This is a genomic window from Mucilaginibacter terrae, from assembly GCF_042679325.1.
GTDB classification, from domain to species: domain Bacteria; phylum Bacteroidota; class Bacteroidia; order Sphingobacteriales; family Sphingobacteriaceae; genus Mucilaginibacter; species Mucilaginibacter terrae.
On the sequence record NZ_JBHTMJ010000018.1, the window covers coordinates 126,493 to 145,754 of the forward strand.

A 19,262-nucleotide genomic window follows, 5' to 3' on the forward strand; every position below is an offset into this window, starting at 1 on the left:
CAACTTAGTAAATAATTATACACTATATTTAACTTTAAATTCAAACAAACATGACTGGAAGTATTGCTGCATTAGGTGCAGGTTTAGCAGTTATCGGTGCAGGCATCGGTATCGGTCAGGTTGGTGGCAAAGCCATGGAAGGTATTGCCCGTCAGCCTGAAGCTTCTTCAAAAATTCAAACTGCAATGATCATCGCTGCTGCCCTTATTGAAGGTGTGGCTCTGTTCGGTGTGGTAGTTGCACTGTTGGGTAAATAATTTACCCGGCAAAAAATAAAACCTTACTTGCAGCGGTTGGCGGCAGGTAAGGTTTTTATCAGCCCCACCTAAATCCTCCCCGGGAGGGAGGACTTGTAGAGGCTTATTAAAGTTAAAAGAAGTGTTGGTTAGCTAACAAAGAAATATAAATGGAACAATTATTTGAAGGTTTATTAAATGATCACTTAGGTTTTGTGGTATGGGCTGCAGTAGCATTTTTAATACTGTTGTTCCTGCTTGCTAAGTTTGCCTGGAACCCGATCATGAGCGCCATTGCTGATCGTGAACGCTCAATTGAAGATGCCCTGTTAAAAGCAGAAGCCGCCAAAGAAGAAATGGCGCGTTTAACCAACGAAAACGAGCAGTTACTGAAAGAAGCACGTGCCGAGCGTGATTTGATTTTACGCGAAGCCCGCCACCTGAAAGACCAGATTGTTAACGAAGCAAAAACCGTTGCTAACGTAGAAGGTGCCCGCATGATAGAGCAGGCCCGTCTCGAAATTAATAGCCTTAAAGCTATTGCTATGGCCGATGTTAAAAACCAGGTAGCTACTTTATCAATTGAGATTGCGGAGAAAATTTTACGCAAGCAATTTGCCGATCAGCATGCACAAGACGAACTGGTAGCCGATTTATTAAAGGAAGTAAAAATTAAATAAAGTTGCCAGTTATCAGTTGTCAGTTGTCAGTTAAAAAATTTATCTCGGCACCGGCAACAGACAACAGACAACAGACAACCCAATAAAATGTCTGAAATAACAGTTGCATCCCGTTACGCCAAATCACTGATAGACCTGGCGCTGGAACAAAATGCTTTGGAAGCCATTAAGCAGGATATGATCTTTTTTGTTGATACATTAAAGGCCAGTACCGAGTTACAGGCTGTGTTGCGTAATCCTATTATTTCGCATGATAAAAAACAAAAAGTATTGCAGGCTATTTTTGGCGGTAAGGTTAATTCATCCACCAGCGCGTTCTTTAAAATAATGGTGGGTAAAAGCCGTGCCGATATTCTGTATCCAACCGGTAAGGAGTTTATAAACCAATATAATATAAAAAATAATATTGTTAATGCAAAAGTAGTATCGGCTGTGCCGTTATCTGATGCCAATAAGCAGGAAATCATTAGCGAGGTAAAAAGCCTTACCAATGGTGAAGTTATATTGCAGGAAAAGGTGGATGCATCGTTGATAGGTGGCTTTGTGTTAACCGTTGGTGACCGCCAGATAGATACTTCGGTATCAACCAGCCTGCAAAAATTAAAGAAAGAATTCGCCCATAAGGTGATACAATAATTTATTAGACACTTATACTCAAAATAAAATTAAAAATGGTAGAGGTTAGACCAGACGAAGTATCGGCCATATTGCGTCAGCAATTGTCGGGCTTTAAGTCAGAATCTGAATTAGAAGAAGTGGGTACCGTGCTACAGGTGGGCGATGGTATTGCACGTGTTTATGGCTTAACAAAAGTACAATCGGGCGAGTTGGTTGAATTTGATAATGGCCTGCAAGGTATTGTACTTAACCTGGAAGAAGATAACGTAGGTGTGGTATTGCTTGGCCAATCGGATGGTGTAAAAGAAGGTGATACTATTAAACGTACCACTAAAATTGCCTCTATACAAGTAGGTGAAGGTATGCTGGGCCGCGTGGTTAACACACTTGGTCAGCCTATTGATGGTAAAGGCCCTATCACAGGCGAAACCTATGATATGCCTTTGGAGCGTAAAGCACCAGGTGTAATCTACCGTCAGCCGGTAACCGAGCCATTACAAACTGGTATTAAGGCTATCGATGCCATGATTCCTATTGGCCGTGGTCAGCGTGAGTTGGTAATTGGTGACCGTCAAATTGGTAAAACTGCCGTTTGTATCGATACTATAATCAATCAAAAAGAATTTTATCATGCAGGTGAGCCTGTAATTTGTATATATGTTGCCTGCGGTCAAAAATCATCTACTGTAGCTAACATTGTGCGTACACTGGAAGAGAACGGCGCTATGCCTTACTCTATCGTGGTTGCTGCCAGTGCTGCCGAACCTGCTCCAATGCAGTTTTACGCGCCGTTTGCAGGTGCCGCTATTGGCGAGTACTTCCGCGATACCGGTCGTCCGGCTTTGATCGTTTATGATGATCTGTCAAAACAGGCAGTTGCTTACCGCGAGGTGTCGTTATTATTACGTCGTCCACCGGGCCGTGAGGCTTATCCGGGTGATGTATTTTACCTGCACAGCCGTTTATTAGAGCGTGCCGCTAAAATCAACGCAAACGATGAGATCGCCCAGGCGATGAACGACTTACCAGAGTCTATCCGTCATTTAGTAAAAGGTGGTGGTTCATTAACCGCTCTGCCTATCATCGAAACACAGGCGGGAGACGTATCGGCTTATATTCCTACCAACGTAATTTCTATTACCGATGGTCAGATCTTCCTGGAGTCGAACCTGTTTAACGCAGGTGTACGTCCGGCTATTAACGTAGGTATCTCGGTATCGCGTGTGGGTGGTAACGCGCAAATTAAATCCATGAAAAAAGTAGCCGGTACTTTAAAGTTAGACCAGGCACAATACCGCGAGTTAGAGGCATTCTCTAAATTCGGTTCGGATTTGGATGCGGCTACTAAAAATGTGTTAGATAAAGGTGCCCGTAACGTAGAGATCCTGAAACAAGGTCAGTACTCACCGGTAACTGTTGAAAAACAAGTAGCTATTATTTACTTAGGTACCAAAGGCTTAATGCGTAATGTACCGGTAAACAAAGTAAGAGAGTTTGAAAGCGAATACACCAGCCAACTGGAATTGCGCCATCCTGAGGTGTTAGCTGCCCTTAAAGCAGGTAAATTTGATGATAGCTTAACCAGCGTACTGGAGAAAGTAGCTAAGGAACTGTCTGGAAAGTACTAATGTGAGGATGTGCAGATATGCTGATGTGCAAATGTCAGGATCTGCATATCAATTTGATATAAATATTAACAATAGGTCCATCTGCACATTTGCATACCCGCACATTTGCACATTTAAAACATGGCTAATTTAAAAGAAGTAAGAAACCGTATTACATCTGTAAACTCCACGCAGCAAATTACCAAGGCCATGAAAATGGTTTCGGCAGCTAAGCTGAAGAGGGCTACAAATGCTATTGTACAGTTGCGCCCTTATGCTACCAAGCTAAAGGATATGCTGGCTAACTTATCGGCCAGTTTAGAGGATAGTGCCTCACCTTTCCTGCAAGAGCGTGAGCCCTTACGTGTACTGGTGGTAGTGGTATCATCTAACCGTGGTTTGGCGGGTGCTTTTAATGCCAACGCTATTAAAACGGCCAACAATTTGATCGCCGAAAAATACAGCGATCAGTTAAGGGCCGGTAACGTTTCGGTAGTAGCTATTGGGCGTAAGGCTCAGGAATACTACATACGCCGTGGTTATAATGTAATTGGAGATAACAACGAGGTTTATGCCGATTTGAACTTCATTACGGTATCGAAAGTGACCGAGTCTATTATGCAGGGCTTTATCAACGGCGATTACGACCGTGTGGAACTGGTGTACAACCATTTCCGTAATGCGGCTATGCAAATATTGGTAAGCGAGCAATTGCTGCCGGTACCAAAAGCCGAGGGTGAGCAAAGCAAGGTTAGCGCAGATCAAACCGATTATATTTTGGAGCCATCGCAGCAAGCCATTGTGGAGCAGTTGATCCCTAAAAATATCAAGATCCAGTTATACCGGGCTGTTTTAGATTCTAACGCATCTGAGCATGGCGCACGTATGACAGCTATGGATAAGGCTACCGAAAACGCCGGCGACTTGTTGAAAGCTTTAAAACTTTCGTACAACCAGGCCCGCCAGGCAGCTATTACCACCGAGCTTACTGAGATCGTTAGTGGTGCCGCAGCCCTTTCAAACGGATAATTATAAACTTACATATATGTTTCCTAAAGCTCCGAACTCTCGGGGCTTTTTAGGTTTAAAATGGACCCGTGATTGCGAGGTACGAAGCAATCGCTGTACGACAGTTAATAGGGCGACGATTCTACGTAGGGATTGCTTCGTTATTTGCAATGGCGGGTGGAACACTTCTTTGGTAACAAGTTTATCACAATCTAAAACCATAGGTTACTTTTCTGCTATTCGCGGTATCAATATAAAAATCATATTAAACTTTAATGCTATGAAAATGAGTAACTTATTGGTGCTCCTGGCCGCGCTTTGCCTGCTTGGAGCCTGTAGTAAAGGAAGAACTGGAAGTGAGACTATGGATAAAACCGAAGAGGTAAGTATGCAGTCGGCAGACAGTGTTTCGGTAAACAGTAATGCGGTTAAATTAGTGAAAACCGCCGAAATGCAATTTAAGGTAAAAGACGTTCAAAAAAGCAGCGAAGCTATAACTGCACTAACCCGAAATTATAAGGGGATTGTGATGCACCATGACATGAAATCGACCGTTGTACAAGAGCAGAGCATCAGGTTAAGTAAAGATTCGTTAAAGCAAGTTTCAGCCTATCAAACTACAGCCAACATTACGGTAAAAGTACCGCCCGATAATTTGGATCAGTTTATGAACGAGGTGAGCCATTTGGGCATCCATGTAAGCGTAAGACGCATGGATATAGAGGACAAAACGCTGGATTACCTGTCGGCTAAACTGAAGCATGAAAATCGCTTGGAGATTGCCAGCGAGCAAAAGAAATGGAAGCCGTCTTTAAAAGAAGCGGATGCCATGCTGCAGATCAAAGACGAAACGGTAGATCAAAAGATAAATAACAGCCGCATTGATGAAGCTGTAAGGTATAGTGTGGTGGACATGAGCCTATACCAAAGTAATTCCATAATTAAAGAAATTATTGCCAATGACGATCCGGGTGTTTATCAAATACCTTTTCTTAACCGGCTGCTGATCGCATTTCAAAATGGTTGGGAGATTTTTGCTTCTTTAGTAATTGCCTTAACTAATTTATGGGTATTTATATTGGCTGGTTGGGGTATTTGGCTACTCTTCAAACTTTATAAACGCAAAGTGCCAACGGCTTTAAATAGTATTTAAAATTTATGCAGCCGGATAGGGATTATTAGCCAAACATTTTTATTTTTGCACCAACATAATTGTCAATAACTATGAGTTCACTGGAAAAAGCAAATTCAACAAGCGTGTACATGATTTTAACTGTAGCCATTGTGGTGGGTATGGTAGGTGTATTTTTCCGTTTCCTCGATGAAATTTTTGGTCATGGGTTTATCTTCACCAGTGTATCTAATATCATCCTGGTTATCGGTATCCTTATTTCCCTTAAAGGTGTATTTGCAATTTTAAAAGCATAATTATCATACAGCATAAAAAAAGAGCTTCCTCGGGAAGCTCTTTTTGTTTATGGCTGAGTTATAGCTTTTTGATAGCTGGCTCTTCTGTTGTTATCACGTTAATAATATGGTTTGCTGTTATGAACGAATAGTGTTTGAATTCTCCTGGATAATCAAATGTGGCAAAAGTGTCATTTGAGATGTAGTCTAAAAAATTTGATTTGGAATATATTCTAATTCTTTTTCCTATAAACTCATCTCCACCTAATGCATCAAAACTTTCATTAATAACATTAAAGCAGATGTACGATTTAAAGTGAACTTCGTAGATGCCGTTATCGAAATGTATTTGGAAGGCGGGGCCAAGGTTCATATCATTTATAATAATGTCTTCAGAATTTTCAGCAGTTCTCCCTATATTCAAATTAAAAATAAGTTGGTTTCTACCAATATCTTCTATATTCGAGGCTTGTAAGCTGTTAGCTTCGTTTAATTCATCGTAAAAATCCATCAACTAAAGTACTATGTTATTTATTTCGGATGATACCCCGCGCCATCTAATATTTGCTGCGCATCTTTTATGGCCAGCAATTTTGGTAAAGTAGTATCGGGGTGTTTAAGCATATAGCTGCGTACAATTTGCCAGCCGGTATAGATCCCAAGTTTAGGTGCCGATTCATTTTTTTCGCCCAAACCGGGGGTAAAGGGCGCCTCGTTCAGGTATTTCTGTTGTTTCAGAAAGTCTGTTTCGTATAGCAGATTTTCTTCTAAAAAGTACCCCCAAATGTTGGCTTCAAAGGCGCGGCTCCATTCCATTTGCTGGGTGGTGTAGCCTATCTTGATACTATCGGGCAAGGTGGGCAACAGCTGGTCCATCAGGTACATCATTTTACCTTCGTACACTATCTTTGATAAAAAGGTTTTATCGGCGCTGCTCTCCGGGAACATGTCTTCGTGTATCATCCCCTCTATTACACGCGGTACCATGTTATCGGGCGTAAACCGGCGCGATATATAATGTGGAAAGGTGGCTATCAGTGCCGGGTAAAACTTAGACTTGCTACCTAAAAACATATCGAGCCCAACCCCCACATAACCATTACCCAACGTGGTTTGCGCCTGAAAACCCGAAAAGTAAGCATACACTTTAGGCAACTGCTTTTTAGGGAAGTAATATTTTATGCGTTTGAAAGCATCGGTGAGTTGTTCTTCCTGTTTGTCCAAATCGGGGTATATAGAATCTACCTCATGCTTCAGGTCCTGGTAAGGTTTACCGGCAAACATTTGGTTGAGCTTATCAAAATAGGCTGTATCGCGTACGCTACCAAACTCCAGCATGCGCTGCACAAAATCGGCATAAAAGAGCCCATACTTTTTTTGCAAAAGATCAGCCTGTTGTAGTTTAGGCTTTTTGCCCAGCTGGTCGAAGTCATAATCGAACCGTTCTATGTGTACTTCCAGCTTAATGCCGCTTACATCAACATTGTTTTTATCGTTTTTACAAGAGGCCAAAAGAGCTGCCACTAAAAAAAGCGCGTAAAAATGTTTTAATTTGCCAGGGTAGAGTATGGTCATATACTTTCAACAAATAAAGGGTTTATGTTTGTATTTATACCAGCAAACGCATAACAAAGTTTTACTATGAATATCGCACTGGCACAGTTAAATTACCATATCGGTAATTTTGATTCGAACACAGCTAAAATAATTGATACACTTAAAACCGCCCGCAGCAACGGCGCCGACCTGGTGGTTTTTGCCGAACTTTGCATCAGCGGCTATCCTGCCCGCGATTTTTTGGAGTTCCGCGAATTTATTGACCTGTGCGAGAAATCGGCACTAACAATAGCGGCTGAATGTACGGATGTAGCTTGTATAATAGGTATTCCTACACCTAACACCGGTCCGCATGGTAAAGACCTGCACAATTCGGCCTACTTTATTGCCGATGGCAAGGTACAGCAGGTGGTAAATAAAGCCTTACTGCCTAATTACGATGTGTTTGACGAGTATCGTTATTTTGAGCCGGAAACCGAGTTTGCCTGTATTAATTTTAAAGGCCACCGTATAGCGCTTACCATTTGCGAAGATTTGTGGAATACTATTGAAAATCCCCTGTATATGATTCGCCCTATGGATAAGCTGATAGAGCAAAAGCCCGATATGATGATCAACATTGCCGCCTCACCCTTTGCCTATAACCACGATGAGGAGCGTATTGCCATATTGAGCGATAACGCCAAACGTTACAACCTGCCCTTGTTTTACGTAAACCAGGTAGGCGCCCAAACCGAAATTATTTTTGATGGTGGGTCGCTGGTATTTGATAAGCAAGGTGAACTGGTTGATGAGTTGCCTTACTTTAAAGAGGTGCTCACCTACTACGTATTAAAAGATGATGCTACCATAACCCCGCAGCAGCCGGTAACGCTGATGCCCGAACGCCAAAGCAATATTGAGCAGATCTACCGCGGGTTGATCCTGGGTATTCGTGATTACTTTTACAAGTCGGGCTTTAAGCAAGCTATTTTAGGTTTGTCGGGTGGTATCGATTCTGCTGTGGTATGCGCGCTGGCTGCCGAAGCTTTGGGTGCTCAAAATGTAATGTGTGTACTCCTGCCTTCCAAATATTCAACCGGGCATTCTATAACTGATGCCGAAGGCCTGGTGAACAACCTGGGCTGCATGAGCGAAACGGTAGAAATCAAATCCATAACCGATGCCTTTGAAACGGCCCTGCATCCGCAGTTTGAAGGGTTACCCTTTAACATTGCTGAAGAAAACTTGCAGGCCCGCACTCGTGCCGTGGTGCTTATGGCTATGTGTAATAAGTTTGGCTACATCTTGCTTAACACATCCAACAAAAGCGAGGCTGCCGTAGGCTATGGCACCTTGTACGGCGATATGTGCGGCGGTATTTCGGTATTAGGAGATGTGTATAAAACACAGGTGTACCAGTTGGCTAATTACATTAACCGCGAACGCGAGATCATTCCGCAAAATTCGATCACCAAGCCGCCATCAGCCGAGTTGCGCCCCGATCAAAAGGATAGCGATTCGTTACCCGATTATGATACGCTGGATACTATCCTCATGGAATACGTGGAGCATCGCAAATCATCAGCCGAAATTATAGCTTCGGGATACGACGAAGCCACTGTGCGCCGCGTGCTTAAACTGGTAAACACCGCCGAACATAAACGTTATCAAACGCCGCCTATATTACGGGTATCGCCTAAAGCTTTTGGTATGGGCAGGCGGATGCCTATTGTAGGTAAATATTTGTCGTAAAAAGGAACCCCTCCCAAACCCTCACCGGGAGGGAGGGCTTAACAACATCATATAATTGCCATAGCATGTAAAATCGCCGCTCTATTACAGTTAATCTGCACTATCAACAGAACATTTCTTATTCATTGATACTTATACTTTAACACTTTATTAACTAACACCAAAAGGAGTAAATAAATTACAATAATGTATTAAACCTTTGGTTACTACGTTGTCTAAATAATACTATTCAAATTATACATCCATGAAAAAACTACTTCATATAGGGCTGATGCTGGTGATGGTCACCGCGTTTTCGGCCTGCTCCACTGGTTATCATTATTATACTGCCGGTCAGGATGATATCAGCGTAACTCAATACAAATCATTTGCTTTTGCCCCTTACCTTAAAATGCGTAAGCCCGATAGTGTGCTGAACGATAAAAAGGACCTGGGCGCCCGGTTGAATTACGTGAACAACAACCGGTACTATAACAACCCCGAGGCTATGCAAAAAATTAAGGATGCTACAGTAAGCAGCCTCAAGGCTAAAGGCTTAACCCTGCAGGAAGGCCGTGCCGATCTGCTGGTAAGGTACTCTACCCTGGTAGGCCGTGGTACCCGCAATACCTATTACTCGCCCTATTTTGGTGGCGGTTGGGGACCAGGCTGGGGTTGGGGCTGGGGATACCGTTTTAGTCCGTTTATGTATGGCGGTTGGGGCGGCGGATATGGCGGCTACCCTTCGCAAGAACACTTTAAAGAAGGTGTGCTATCTATTGAACTGATTGATGCCCGCACCAACGAACCGGTTTGGATAGGCTACGGCAGCGGCGAATTAAGCCGCGATCCGCAAAAAGTATTAAGCCAATTACCTAAAATTGTAGAAGATATTTTTAAGCAACTGCCGGTAAAATCGTAATGCTATCGCATACACTGTAATAAGGGCCTGCTGAAAAGCGGGCCTTTTGTGTTTACTTTAAATGGGCGGGTTTTGGTGCAAAGGTTTATATTTAGCAAACTTTTATAAGCTCACACATGAAAACCCAACACCTTACACACTGGATAACCGATATTGTGTACACCTTATCGGGTATTTTGATCTCCGCCTTTGCGCTTAAAAGCTTTTTGGTACCCAATCATTTTTTAGATGGCGGTGTTACCGGTATTTCCCTGCTGCTGCACGAAATATACCATGTAGATAGTGCTTACCTCATTGTGCTGATCAATATACCGTTCGTTATTATGGGGGCATACCAAATGAACCGCACATTCGCTATTAAAACTATGCTGTCTATTGTTTGCCTGGGCGCATGTATGTTATTAATTCCGTTTCCTCAAATTACGTCGGATAAGTTGCTGGTAGCCGTGTTTGGCGGCGTATTTTTAGGCGTAGGGGTGGGGTTGGCCATGCGTGGTGGCGGTGTGTTAGATGGCAGCGAGATACTGGCTTTATACACGGGCAGGTACCTGAGCTTGAGCATCAGCGAGATTATTTTTGTATTTAATATCGTATTGTTTTTAATAGCCGCCATACACATGGGGTTGGTTATAGCCCTATACTCTATATTAACCTATTACGCAGCCTCACGCACCATTAGCTTTGTAATTGAGGGCTTGGAAGAATATACGGGTGTTACCATTATATCGGGCCAGAGCGATATCATTAAACAAGTGCTGGTGATGGATTTGGGCCGGGGCATTACCGTTTACAAAGGCGAGCGGGGCTTTTTAAAAGATAGCTTCGACGTAAGCCATCCGGTTGATATTATTTACACCGTAGTTACCCGCATGGAAGTAAGGCGCCTGCGTAATAAGATACATGAAATTGACGAAAAGGCATTTGTGTTTACCAGCAGTATAAAAGAAGCGGCAGGTGGGGTTTTGAAGCGGAGGGCGGGGAGCCATTGATGTATGGACCGGCTGAATATATTGGTGAGGTGATAACAGCTAACCGAAAACTCAAATCCGAGAGTAAGGGGGTCTGGACAGGTATGTAATATAATTGCTTTATGCGATTCTAAGAGTACTTACTTAAATTAATTGTTGGTCATTCTCCTAACACCGAATACGAGTTGGATCTATATTTTATAGTAAAAACATTAAAACTGTTTTTAAAGGATATAGTATTTGTTATTACCGAACCATTCTATCAATTTCTCCAATTCCGGTTCAAATATTGCGTTAGGTATAATAGCGGATACCGGCCCGTGCCGTAAGGCCTGCAGGCGTATGAGCGGATAGCCCGGCCCGGAGGGAAACGCCCAAACCTCATATCAATTAAAAGTTTTCTAATACTAAGTGTTCACTATACACGTCTTATTAGGGCAACAAATATAAAATTTACCCAATCTAAAGCAAATTAAACCGTAAAACTTACAGCTTATATTCTTAGTTTTGTACCGTTTTACAGATTGGTATTCAGATGGATCGTCTTACTTATGTTAATAGCGGAAACGCTGCCTATATAGATTCTTTGTACGAGGCTTACAAACAGGACCCCGAATCGGTAGATTACGGCTGGCAAAAGTTTTTTGAAGGCTTCGATTTCGGACAAGGATCTGCACCTAAAACCGCTGCTACGGCGGCAACTTCAGGTGCACCCGAGCATGTTTTAAAGGAAATAAACGTGCTGAATATGATAAACGGATACCGTACACGCGGTCACCTGTTTACCAAAACAAATCCCGTACGCGAACGCCGCAAGTACCACCCGGGTAAAGAGTTAGAAACTTTTGGTTTAAGCGAAGCCGATATGGACACCGTGTTTAACGCCGGTGTTGAAGTAGGCTTAGGTCAGGCCAAACTGCGCGATATACGCCAGTTGCTGGAAGAAACCTATTGCGAGAGCATTGGTGCCGAGTATAAATACATCCGTAATCCTATTAAAACCAAGTGGTTTGAAGATAGGATGGAAAGCAAACGCAACCAGCCGTCGTTCACTAAAGAAGAAAAGAAACGTATTTTAAATAAACTTAACGAGGCCGTAGGTTTCGAAAGCTTTTTGGGTACCAAGTTTTTGGGCCAAAAGCGTTTTTCGTTAGAAGGTGCCGAGGCATTAATACCGGCGCTGGATTCGGTTATTGAAAAAGGTTCGCAATTAGGCATCGAAGAGTTTACCATTGGTATGGCTCACCGTGGCCGTTTGAATGTGTTGGCCAACATCATGGGCAAACCATACCGCGAGATCTTTTCAGAGTTCGAGGGTAAAAACTACGACATGGAATCGTCTTTTGGTGGTGATGTTAAATATCACCTGGGCTTTTCAAACGATATTGCCACCTCTAACGGTAACAAAGTACACTTAAGCCTTTGCCCAAACCCATCGCACCTGGAAACTGTTGGTCCGGTGGTGGAAGGGATAACCCGTGCCAAAATTGATGGCAAGTACAACGGCGACCACGATAAAATTGCACCTATACTGATCCATGGTGATGCTTCGGTAGCCGGCCAGGGTATTATTTACGAGGTGCTGCAAATGGAAAAACTGGATGGTTATAAAACCGGTGGAACTGTTCACCTGGTTATTAATAACCAAATTGGGTTTACCACTAACTATAAAGATGCGCGTTCGAGTACCTATTGTACCGATATTGCTAAAACCGTGCTTTCGCCGGTATTTCACGTAAATGGTGATGATGCCGAAGCATTGGTATATGTGATAAACCTGGCTATGGAATATCGCCAAGAGTTTAACGAGGATGTGTTTATCGATATTTTGTGCTACCGCCGCTTTGGTCATAACGAAAGCGACGAGCCTAAATTTACACAGCCTACCTTGTACAAGGCTATTGAAGCCCACCCTAATCCGCGCGAAATTTATTACCAGAAGTTATTGGCCGAAGGCAGCATTACTGCCGAAGATGCCAAGGCGATGGAAAAAATGTTCCGTGATGAACTGCAAAAGCAATTGGACGAAACTAAGGCCCAGGCCCGTGTAGAAACCGGTAATGCCATGTTCGCGGGTTCGTGGCAAGGTTTGCACCTGCCCACCAAAGCAGAGGTTTATGCTAACACCGATACTTCGGTGAACGAAGCGGAACTTTTAGAGATCGGTAAAAAGCTGACCGACCTGCCGTCGGATAAAGGCTTCTTTAAAAAGATCGAAAAACTGTTTGACGACCGCCGCAGAATGGTAAACGAAACCAAAACCTTTGATTGGGCTATGGGTGAGTTGCTGGCTTATGGTACCTTATTAAAAGAAGGTCACCCGGTAAGGTTAAGCGGCGAAGACGTAAAACGCGGAACATTTTCGCACCGGCATGCCGTAGTTACCCTGCCCGATACGGATGAAGAATACACTCCTTTAACTACTTTAGGCACCGAAGCTAAGTTTAATGTTTATAACTCTTTACTATCGGAATACGGCGTTTTAGGATTTGATTATGGCTACGCTTTGGCCAACCCCAATGCCCTTACTATTTGGGAAGCCCAGTTTGGAGATTTTGTGAACGGTGCGCAAATTATTGTTGACCAGTACCTGGTAAGCGCCGAAACTAAATGGCAGCGTGGTAACGGTTTGGTGATGTTATTGCCTCACGGTTACGAAGGCCAGGGTCCCGAGCATTCATCGGCCCGTATAGAGCGCTTTTTAGAATCATGTGCCGATAATAATATACAGGTGGCTAACTGTACTACCCCTGCTAACTTCTTCCACATATTACGCCGCCAGTTACACCGCGATTTCCGTAAGCCATTGGTTATTTTTTCGCCGAAAAGCTTACTGCGCCACCCGGCTTGCGTATCAAAACTGGAAGACTTTACCAGAGGCCAGTTTGAAGAGCTGATAGACGATAGCTTTACTACAGATATAAAGAAAGTTACCCGCGTACTGTTTTGCAGCGGTAAGATCTATTACGAATTACTGGAAAAACAACAAGCCGATAAGCGCAGCGATGTGGCCCTGGTACGTGTAGAACAACTATACCCAACCCCGGTACTGGAAATGGAAGCCATTAAAGCCAAATACACCAATGCCAAAGAATTTATTTGGGTACAGGAAGAGCCCGAAAACATGGGTGCATGGCCTTACATGTTACGTAAGTTCCGCAAGAGTGAGTTACAGTTAGATGTAATTTCGCGCAAGGAAGGTGCCAGCACGGCTACCGGTTATGCCAAGCAACATGCTTCGCAGCAACTGTACATTATTTCTAAGGCTTTTGAAGCCCCGGTAAGCGAAAACCAAAAAGAAAAGGTAAAAAACACAGCCAAAAAAATGGCTGAAACTAATGCAGACTAAATTAGTGAGTGGTGAGTAGTGAATGGTGAGTGGTTGTAAAACAACTTCTTTACCACTCACTACTCACTATTCTTTACTCACAAAATAACACATAACAAAAACATGAGTTTAGAGATCAAAGTTCCGCCGGTTGGCGAATCTATTACAGAGGTAACCCTGTCGCGTTGGATCAAACAAGACGGCGACGCGGTTGAAATGGATGAAATTATTGCCGAACTGGAATCGGACAAAGCTACTTTTGAGCTAACCGCCGAAAGTGCCGGAACTTTAAAAACTGTTGCCGCCGAAGGTGATACTTTACCTATTGGCGGTGTAGTAGCTACTATTGAAGCTGCCGGTAGCGCACCTGCCGCTGCTCCTGCTGTTGATAAAAGCACTGCCGCCGCTGCCGACGAAAGCGCGCCCGGCCAACGTGCTGCTAAACCGGAAGCTCCGGCTGTCGAGAGCGCACCTGCTGCAACCGAAGCCAAAACTATTGAAATTAAAGTTCCACCGGTGGGTGAGTCTATTACGGAAGTAACCTTATCGCGCTGGATCAAAAAAGACGGCGATACCGTTGAAATGGACGAAGCCATTGCCGAACTGGAATCGGATAAAGCAACTTTCGAATTAACTGCCGAAAGCGCAGGTACCTTGAAAACTGTTGCCGCCGAAGGCGATACCCTGGCCATTGGTGCTGTGGTATGTTCCATTACGGGTGGCGGAGCTGCTGCTGCAAGTTCTCAGTCGTCAGCCCCAAGTCAGGAGTCAGCTCAGTCTTCAACTCCGAACTCCGGATCTCAGACTTCAGGCTCTTCTTACGCCGCTGGTACGCCATCACCTGCAGCCGGTAAAATACTGGCCGAAAAAGGGATGAGTCCGCAAAGTGTAAGTGGTACCGGTGTTGGTGGCCGTATTACTAAAGAGGATGCTTTAGGAGCTCAGAAACCAGCTGCTGCGGCACCTGCTTCAAAACCCGCTGCCGCACCCCAAACCCCGCAACCGACAGCTGCCGGCGCCCGCAACGAGCGTCGCGAAAAAATGTCGAACCTGCGTAAAACCGTAGCTAAGCGTTTGGTGGCTGTTAAAAATGAAACCGCTATGCTGACAACCTTTAACGAGGTAGATATGCAGCCTATTATGGAACTGCGCAGCAAGTACAAAGATAAATTTAAAGAGAAATACAGTGTAGGCTTAGGCTTCATGTCGTTTTTTACCAAGGCGGTTTGCATGGCCCTTTCTGAGTGGCCTGCCGTTGGTGCCCGTATAGATGGCGAAGAAGTGGTGTATAGCGATTTCGCCGACATCTCTATCGCCGTATCGGCCCCTAAAGGTTTGGTGGTTCCTATCATCCGCAATGCCGATGCTATGAGCCTTGCCGAAATTGAGAAAGCTGTGGTAATGCTGGCCGGTAAAGCCCGCGAAAATAAACTGACCATTGAAGACATGACCGGTGGTACTTTCACTATTACCAATGGTGGTATCTTCGGTTCGATGCTGAGCACGCCAATCATTAATGCGCCGCAATCGGCCATATTGGGTATGCACAACATTATTGAGCGCCCGGTTGCCGTTAACGGACAAGTGGTAATTCGCCCGATGATGTACCTGGCCCTGTCGTACGATCACCGTATTGTAGACGGCCGCGAATCGGTAAGCTTCCTGGTACGTGTTAAACAACTGCTGGAAGACCCTGCAAGGTTGTTGTTAGGCGTTTAATTATAAGTTATTGAAAATAAGGAAGCCCGGTTTTGCCGGGCTTTTTTTGTGGGGTAATTACGTTAAATAATTTGGGGTCAGTTATTATAACCTTAACACTCATAATCATTGTACAAACTATATTATCGGACCTAAGATACATTCAATCATTACAGGGTCGGTACCGAATGTATAATCTCTAACAACAACTGATAATATCCTTTTAACTTATTAAGAATAAGAGTTATATCATTATTAGGAACAGTATCAATTTCTATGGAACATTTGGTCTTGGATTTGTTGATTTTTCCATTCGGAAACTCTTGTAATAATTCAGCCTCAAATACATTCCAATCACTTAAGGACCATGTTACAAATGATATATGAAATAATCCTAATGAATCTAATTTTGTTGCTTCATATTGAGCCTCAATACCAAGTTTTTGATTTAAATTATTGCTTTTACTACATCCAAGTAAATATTTTTCCCATGCCCACCATTTCGCCTCCGTTATTAAGTTTAGTTGTTCTTTGATTTGAGCAATATTTTCATTTTGAACATTACTTACTCTGTTATTATATTGATCGTAATATTTTATCAACTCATCAATTTTGGATGAATTGTCAAAAAAATAATTTGCTAATTCTTCATTATTTGGTTGCTGGCCAGTTAGGTTATTAAGTGTGTCCATGAAGTCTTGTAAATATGTTATGTAAATTGGATTAGCATTTGATGTGTAACTTGGTATGTTTTGTTTAATTGCTTCAAATAATTTAGAATAGGTTACATTTTTGAACCCGTGTAACTGCATATAATTTAGTTCTTCTTTATTAATGACTTTTCGAAGCGATAGAACTATACAGTAGGCGTTACGCTTGTTATATAATGCAATACGATTTCTGTATTTTTCTAATGGATTATATAAAGTGGCGGTTATCTTATTTTCAATACCTATAACAAACTCATTTGAATGTATAAGTATGTCAATTCGTTTACCTTCTGCATTATCCTCACTGTAAATATTTATATCATTAAAATTTAGAGTTATATTAACATCAATAACCGTTATTAAAGATTTAATCACTAAATCCTTTAAATTATGTTCTTTACTTGGATCCAAATAAAAACATAGTAATCTGCTGCAAATCTCTTCAAAGCGATTATACGGGTATTTACAAAGCTCAAGATAAGTAGGCTGCTTAATTCTTTTAGGTAGTTTAAGAAACTCATTAAGAATAATGTCGATGTCAGAAGTTTCAATAGGCATGATTTTATAAATATATAAAATGTTTTAAGCTTTTTAGCTTGTGGTCGGTTTTATCACCGCACCACTAAACAAAACACAATCAATTCTGCCAATTCTATTAATTCCTCAAATTCCGGTTTAGACGTTTTGCGTTAGGGGTAGTAGCGGATACCGGCCCGTGCCGTAAGGCCTGCAGGCGTATGAGCGGATGACCCGGCCCGTAGGGAAACGCCCATAAGCAGTGTCATGTTTTCAGCTTTCTTGATCTAACAACCTAATAATGGTGCGGTAATAACAACGACCTCAAAGCTATGATATAAGCTACTTATGTGAGCCGTCAAAAAAGAAAGATACGGCAAAGAAAATACCTGTAATAATAAGAAAGAGCCCAACCCAACGGCCTATTTTTTCCATAATTTGAATGCCGTATGCATTCCCGTACGATTTAAATTCTTCAACGCCCGCAGCATTTCGCCTGTTAAACTGCCTTTTATTAATTTGAAATCGTAGCACAAATCCACCAACTAAAAATAGTATTGCCCAAACTAAAGTCATATCTTGTTAATTTGATCTTACAACAGCTCTAATTATCTATTGTTTAACTTGGGTTGGCACCATTCATTATAATACTTTCCAGTTGTAGTCAAATACGGTTCCTGATCTGTTAGTCTATAATCGGTATTATCACCCGCGCAACACACCCAAAGCAGCCCGGCCTGGTTGGTTTTATTTTGTATGAATAAACTGTTTTTACAAACAAACTTTACTATTTTAGATGACGTATAAGCACTAAATTTATTTCTACTTAGAGATGATGGATATTTTAAAAAGGAATAATGTGCGGATGTTTGGCGATGGCGACCAGGTTATGTTGCTGGCACATGGCTTTGGATGCGACCAACACGTATGGCGGCATTTAATTAAAGCTTATCAGGAAAAATACACTTTGGTGGTGTTTGATTTTGTGGGTTCGGGCCAGTCTGACTTGTCTGCTTATGACTCTTCCCGCTATAGCTCTTTAGAAGGATACGCGGCAGATGTTTTAGATATAATTGAAGCCTTAAACCTGCGCAATGTGATCTTTGTAGGGCACTCGGTGAGTAGTATGATAGGCGTACGTGCGGCAATAAATAAGCCCGAATATTTTAGCAAACTCATATTTGTTGCCCCATCGCCTTATTACATTAATGAGGATGATTATGTTGGTGGCCTGAATAAAGACGATCTGGAAGCGCTGTTTGTGATGATGGAAAGTAATTACCTGGGTTGGTCGAGTTCTATGGCACCATTAATAATGGGTAATGCAGATATGCCCGAATTAGGCGAAGAACTCACGGTTAGTTTTTGTGCTAACGACCCCGACATTGCCAGAGAGTTTGCACGTGTCACATTTTTTTCGGACAGCAGGGCCGACCTTCATAAACTTAACGTACCGAGTTTTACACTTCAGTGCAGAGAAGATATGCTGGCACCTCTTCATATAGGGCATTACATACAGCAGCATACGGCCAATAACACATTAGTTATATTAAACGCCACAGGTCATTGTCCGCATTTAAGTGCCGCCCGTGAAACAATAGAAGCCATTGATAGCTACCTGGATTTTGATAAGGTATTAACTGATGCAAAACTTCAATCTCCTGGTACCATCGTCACCGAATAATTTTGAAGATTATTACGATCAAGCGCCCTGCGGATTATTCATCTTTGGAGCGGATGGGAGAATTATACACATTAACAAAACGTTTTTGGTTTGGCTTAATGCCGATGTTGAAGAGGTGATACAAACAAATTTTACCGATCTTTTGGCCAAAGGCGGTAAATTATATTATCAGTTATTTGTTCAGCCTTTATTAAGGTTGAACAATGAGGCTAAAGAAATCAGCTTACACATAACTACTAATAAATGCAATTTTCCGTGTTTATTTAGTGCAAAGCTATTTAAAAACTACGGTGAAGAGAAACTGCTTTATTCTGCTACTATTTTCAAAGTTGGCGATCGTAAAAAGTATGAGAACGAACTGCTGAAAAAGAAACAACAAGCCGATACCGAAAAGGAAATAAAAGAAGAGACTTTAAAAGAAGTGGCTTTCGACCATTCGCACCTGGTAAGGGCACCATTAGCGAATATTTTAGGACTAATAACTTTGTTGGAAGACATGGATGCTAATGATGAGGTGAGCAGTATGATCAAGCTGCTTCGCGTTAGTGCCACAAAGCTCGATGAAGAAGTGATCAAATTAGCCGATAAGTTAAACGGCGTATAAACAAAA

Annotated in this window: 18 protein-coding genes; 14 read left to right on the forward strand and 4 right to left on the reverse strand. The window is 42.5% G+C overall.

The window, feature by feature from the left end:
• The first annotated feature begins 50 nt into the window (after positions 1-50).
• The 7 genes from atpE (at position 51) to ACFQ3S_RS18130 (ending at position 5,577) form a co-directional block, all read left to right on the forward strand.
• Positions 51-257, forward strand: a complete 207-nt coding sequence (atpE, locus tag ACFQ3S_RS18100; protein ID WP_157540113.1) for an ATP synthase F0 subunit C — start codon at positions 51-53, stop codon at positions 255-257.
• A gap of 149 nt (positions 258-406) precedes the next feature.
• On the forward strand, positions 407-916 hold the full coding sequence (gene atpF, locus ACFQ3S_RS18105; RefSeq protein WP_377167101.1) for a F0F1 ATP synthase subunit B: 510 nt from the start codon (positions 407-409) through the stop codon (positions 914-916).
• Positions 917-1,003: 87 nt separating this feature from the next.
• Positions 1,004-1,552, forward strand: a complete 549-nt coding sequence (atpH, locus tag ACFQ3S_RS18110; RefSeq protein ID WP_377167103.1) for an ATP synthase F1 subunit delta — start codon at positions 1,004-1,006, stop codon at positions 1,550-1,552.
• A gap of 35 nt (positions 1,553-1,587) precedes the next feature.
• Positions 1,588-3,162, forward strand: coding sequence for a F0F1 ATP synthase subunit alpha (gene atpA / locus ACFQ3S_RS18115; protein ID WP_377167105.1), 1,575 nt, complete (start codon positions 1,588-1,590; stop codon positions 3,160-3,162).
• Between the two features lie 120 nt (positions 3,163-3,282).
• Positions 3,283-4,170, forward strand: a complete 888-nt coding sequence (gene atpG / locus ACFQ3S_RS18120; protein WP_377167107.1) for an ATP synthase F1 subunit gamma — start codon at positions 3,283-3,285, stop codon at positions 4,168-4,170.
• Positions 4,171-4,429: 259 nt separating this feature from the next.
• A complete protein-coding gene (locus tag ACFQ3S_RS18125; protein WP_377167109.1) occupies positions 4,430-5,302 on the forward strand; it encodes a DUF4349 domain-containing protein in 873 nt (290 codons plus the stop codon).
• A gap of 71 nt (positions 5,303-5,373) precedes the next feature.
• Entirely contained in the window at positions 5,374-5,577 is a 204-nt protein-coding gene (locus ACFQ3S_RS18130; protein ID WP_377167111.1) for a hypothetical protein, read from the forward strand.
• Positions 5,578-5,635: 58 nt separating this feature from the next.
• On the opposite strand, the gene ACFQ3S_RS18135 is transcribed toward ACFQ3S_RS18130, so the two are convergent.
• Both ACFQ3S_RS18135 and gldB read right to left on the reverse strand, forming a co-directional pair.
• Complete coding sequence (locus tag ACFQ3S_RS18135) at positions 5,636-6,067, reverse strand: hypothetical protein (protein ID WP_377167113.1); 432 nt, start codon at positions 6,065-6,067, stop codon at positions 5,636-5,638.
• 20 nt (positions 6,068-6,087) lie between these two features.
• Positions 6,088-7,131: a gliding motility lipoprotein GldB gene (gene gldB, locus ACFQ3S_RS18140; RefSeq protein WP_377167115.1), complete on the reverse strand. Its 1,044-nt coding sequence runs from the start codon at positions 7,129-7,131 to the stop codon at positions 6,088-6,090.
• A gap of 66 nt (positions 7,132-7,197) precedes the next feature.
• Here gldB and ACFQ3S_RS18145 point away from each other — a divergent pair, with 66 nt between their 5' ends.
• The 5 genes from ACFQ3S_RS18145 (at position 7,198) to odhB (ending at position 15,763) form a co-directional block, all read left to right on the forward strand.
• Positions 7,198-8,847: an NAD+ synthase gene (locus tag ACFQ3S_RS18145; protein WP_377167117.1), complete on the forward strand. Its 1,650-nt coding sequence runs from the start codon at positions 7,198-7,200 to the stop codon at positions 8,845-8,847.
• Positions 8,848-9,091: 244 nt separating this feature from the next.
• Positions 9,092-9,748: a DUF4136 domain-containing protein gene (locus ACFQ3S_RS18150; RefSeq protein ID WP_377167119.1), complete on the forward strand. Its 657-nt coding sequence runs from the start codon at positions 9,092-9,094 to the stop codon at positions 9,746-9,748.
• A 116-nt stretch (positions 9,749-9,864) separates the two neighbouring features.
• Positions 9,865-10,737: a YitT family protein gene (locus ACFQ3S_RS18155; protein ID WP_377167121.1), complete on the forward strand. Its 873-nt coding sequence runs from the start codon at positions 9,865-9,867 to the stop codon at positions 10,735-10,737.
• 514 nt (positions 10,738-11,251) lie between these two features.
• On the forward strand, positions 11,252-14,065 hold the full coding sequence (locus ACFQ3S_RS18160) for a 2-oxoglutarate dehydrogenase E1 component (protein WP_377167123.1): 2,814 nt from the start codon (positions 11,252-11,254) through the stop codon (positions 14,063-14,065).
• A 102-nt stretch (positions 14,066-14,167) separates the two neighbouring features.
• Positions 14,168-15,763 (forward strand): 2-oxoglutarate dehydrogenase complex dihydrolipoyllysine-residue succinyltransferase, encoded by a 1,596-nt coding sequence (gene odhB / locus ACFQ3S_RS18165; protein WP_377167125.1) that lies wholly within the window; start codon positions 14,168-14,170, stop codon positions 15,761-15,763.
• Between the two features lie 149 nt (positions 15,764-15,912).
• On the opposite strand, the gene ACFQ3S_RS18170 is transcribed toward odhB, so the two are convergent.
• On the reverse strand, positions 15,913-17,010 hold the full coding sequence (locus ACFQ3S_RS18170; protein ID WP_377167127.1) for a PD-(D/E)XK nuclease family protein: 1,098 nt from the start codon (positions 17,008-17,010) through the stop codon (positions 15,913-15,915).
• A 300-nt stretch (positions 17,011-17,310) separates the two neighbouring features.
• The gene (locus tag ACFQ3S_RS18175) at positions 17,311-17,544 is read right to left on the reverse strand and encodes a molybdenum ABC transporter permease (RefSeq protein ID WP_377167129.1); all 234 of its coding nucleotides are present in this window, start codon (positions 17,542-17,544) and stop codon (positions 17,311-17,313) included.
• Positions 17,545-17,800: 256 nt separating this feature from the next.
• Between ACFQ3S_RS18175 and ACFQ3S_RS18180 the strand changes: the two genes are divergently transcribed.
• The gene (locus ACFQ3S_RS18180; RefSeq protein WP_377167131.1) at positions 17,801-18,652 is read left to right on the forward strand and encodes an alpha/beta fold hydrolase; all 852 of its coding nucleotides are present in this window, start codon (positions 17,801-17,803) and stop codon (positions 18,650-18,652) included.
• Entirely contained in the window at positions 18,612-19,256 is a 645-nt protein-coding gene (locus ACFQ3S_RS18185; RefSeq protein ID WP_377167133.1) for a PAS domain-containing protein, read from the forward strand. The genes ACFQ3S_RS18180 and ACFQ3S_RS18185 overlap by 41 nt, the downstream gene beginning before the upstream one ends.
• Positions 19,257-19,262 lie beyond the last annotated feature (6 nt).

Bases quoted from the DNA above. Each gene is read 5' to 3' on its own strand.
- ACFQ3S_RS18160 (WP_377167123.1), top strand. From the start codon at position 11,252: ATGGATCGTCTTACTTATGTTAATAGCGGAAACGCTGCCTATATAGAT.
- ACFQ3S_RS18180 (WP_377167131.1), top strand. From the start codon at position 17,801: ATGATGGATATTTTAAAAAGGAATAATGTGCGGATGTTTGGCGATGGC.
- atpH (WP_377167103.1), top strand. From the start codon at position 1,004: ATGTCTGAAATAACAGTTGCATCCCGTTACGCCAAATCACTGATAGAC.
- atpA (WP_377167105.1), top strand. From the start codon at position 1,588: ATGGTAGAGGTTAGACCAGACGAAGTATCGGCCATATTGCGTCAGCAA.
- ACFQ3S_RS18150 (WP_377167119.1), top strand. From the start codon at position 9,092: ATGAAAAAACTACTTCATATAGGGCTGATGCTGGTGATGGTCACCGCG.
- ACFQ3S_RS18175 (WP_377167129.1), bottom strand. From the start codon at position 17,544: ATGACTTTAGTTTGGGCAATACTATTTTTAGTTGGTGGATTTGTGCTA.
- ACFQ3S_RS18170 (WP_377167127.1), bottom strand. From the start codon at position 17,010: ATGCCTATTGAAACTTCTGACATCGACATTATTCTTAATGAGTTTCTT.
- ACFQ3S_RS18155 (WP_377167121.1), top strand. From the start codon at position 9,865: ATGAAAACCCAACACCTTACACACTGGATAACCGATATTGTGTACACC.
- ACFQ3S_RS18135 (WP_377167113.1), bottom strand. From the start codon at position 6,067: ATGGATTTTTACGATGAATTAAACGAAGCTAACAGCTTACAAGCCTCG.
- ACFQ3S_RS18125 (WP_377167109.1), top strand. From the start codon at position 4,430: ATGAAAATGAGTAACTTATTGGTGCTCCTGGCCGCGCTTTGCCTGCTT.
- odhB (WP_377167125.1), top strand. From the start codon at position 14,168: ATGAGTTTAGAGATCAAAGTTCCGCCGGTTGGCGAATCTATTACAGAG.
- ACFQ3S_RS18130 (WP_377167111.1), top strand. From the start codon at position 5,374: ATGAGTTCACTGGAAAAAGCAAATTCAACAAGCGTGTACATGATTTTA.
- ACFQ3S_RS18145 (WP_377167117.1), top strand. From the start codon at position 7,198: ATGAATATCGCACTGGCACAGTTAAATTACCATATCGGTAATTTTGAT.
- gldB (WP_377167115.1), bottom strand. From the start codon at position 7,131: ATGACCATACTCTACCCTGGCAAATTAAAACATTTTTACGCGCTTTTT.
- atpE (WP_157540113.1), top strand. From the start codon at position 51: ATGACTGGAAGTATTGCTGCATTAGGTGCAGGTTTAGCAGTTATCGGT.
- ACFQ3S_RS18185 (WP_377167133.1), top strand. From the start codon at position 18,612: ATGCAAAACTTCAATCTCCTGGTACCATCGTCACCGAATAATTTTGAA.
- atpG (WP_377167107.1), top strand. From the start codon at position 3,283: ATGGCTAATTTAAAAGAAGTAAGAAACCGTATTACATCTGTAAACTCC.
- atpF (WP_377167101.1), top strand. From the start codon at position 407: ATGGAACAATTATTTGAAGGTTTATTAAATGATCACTTAGGTTTTGTG.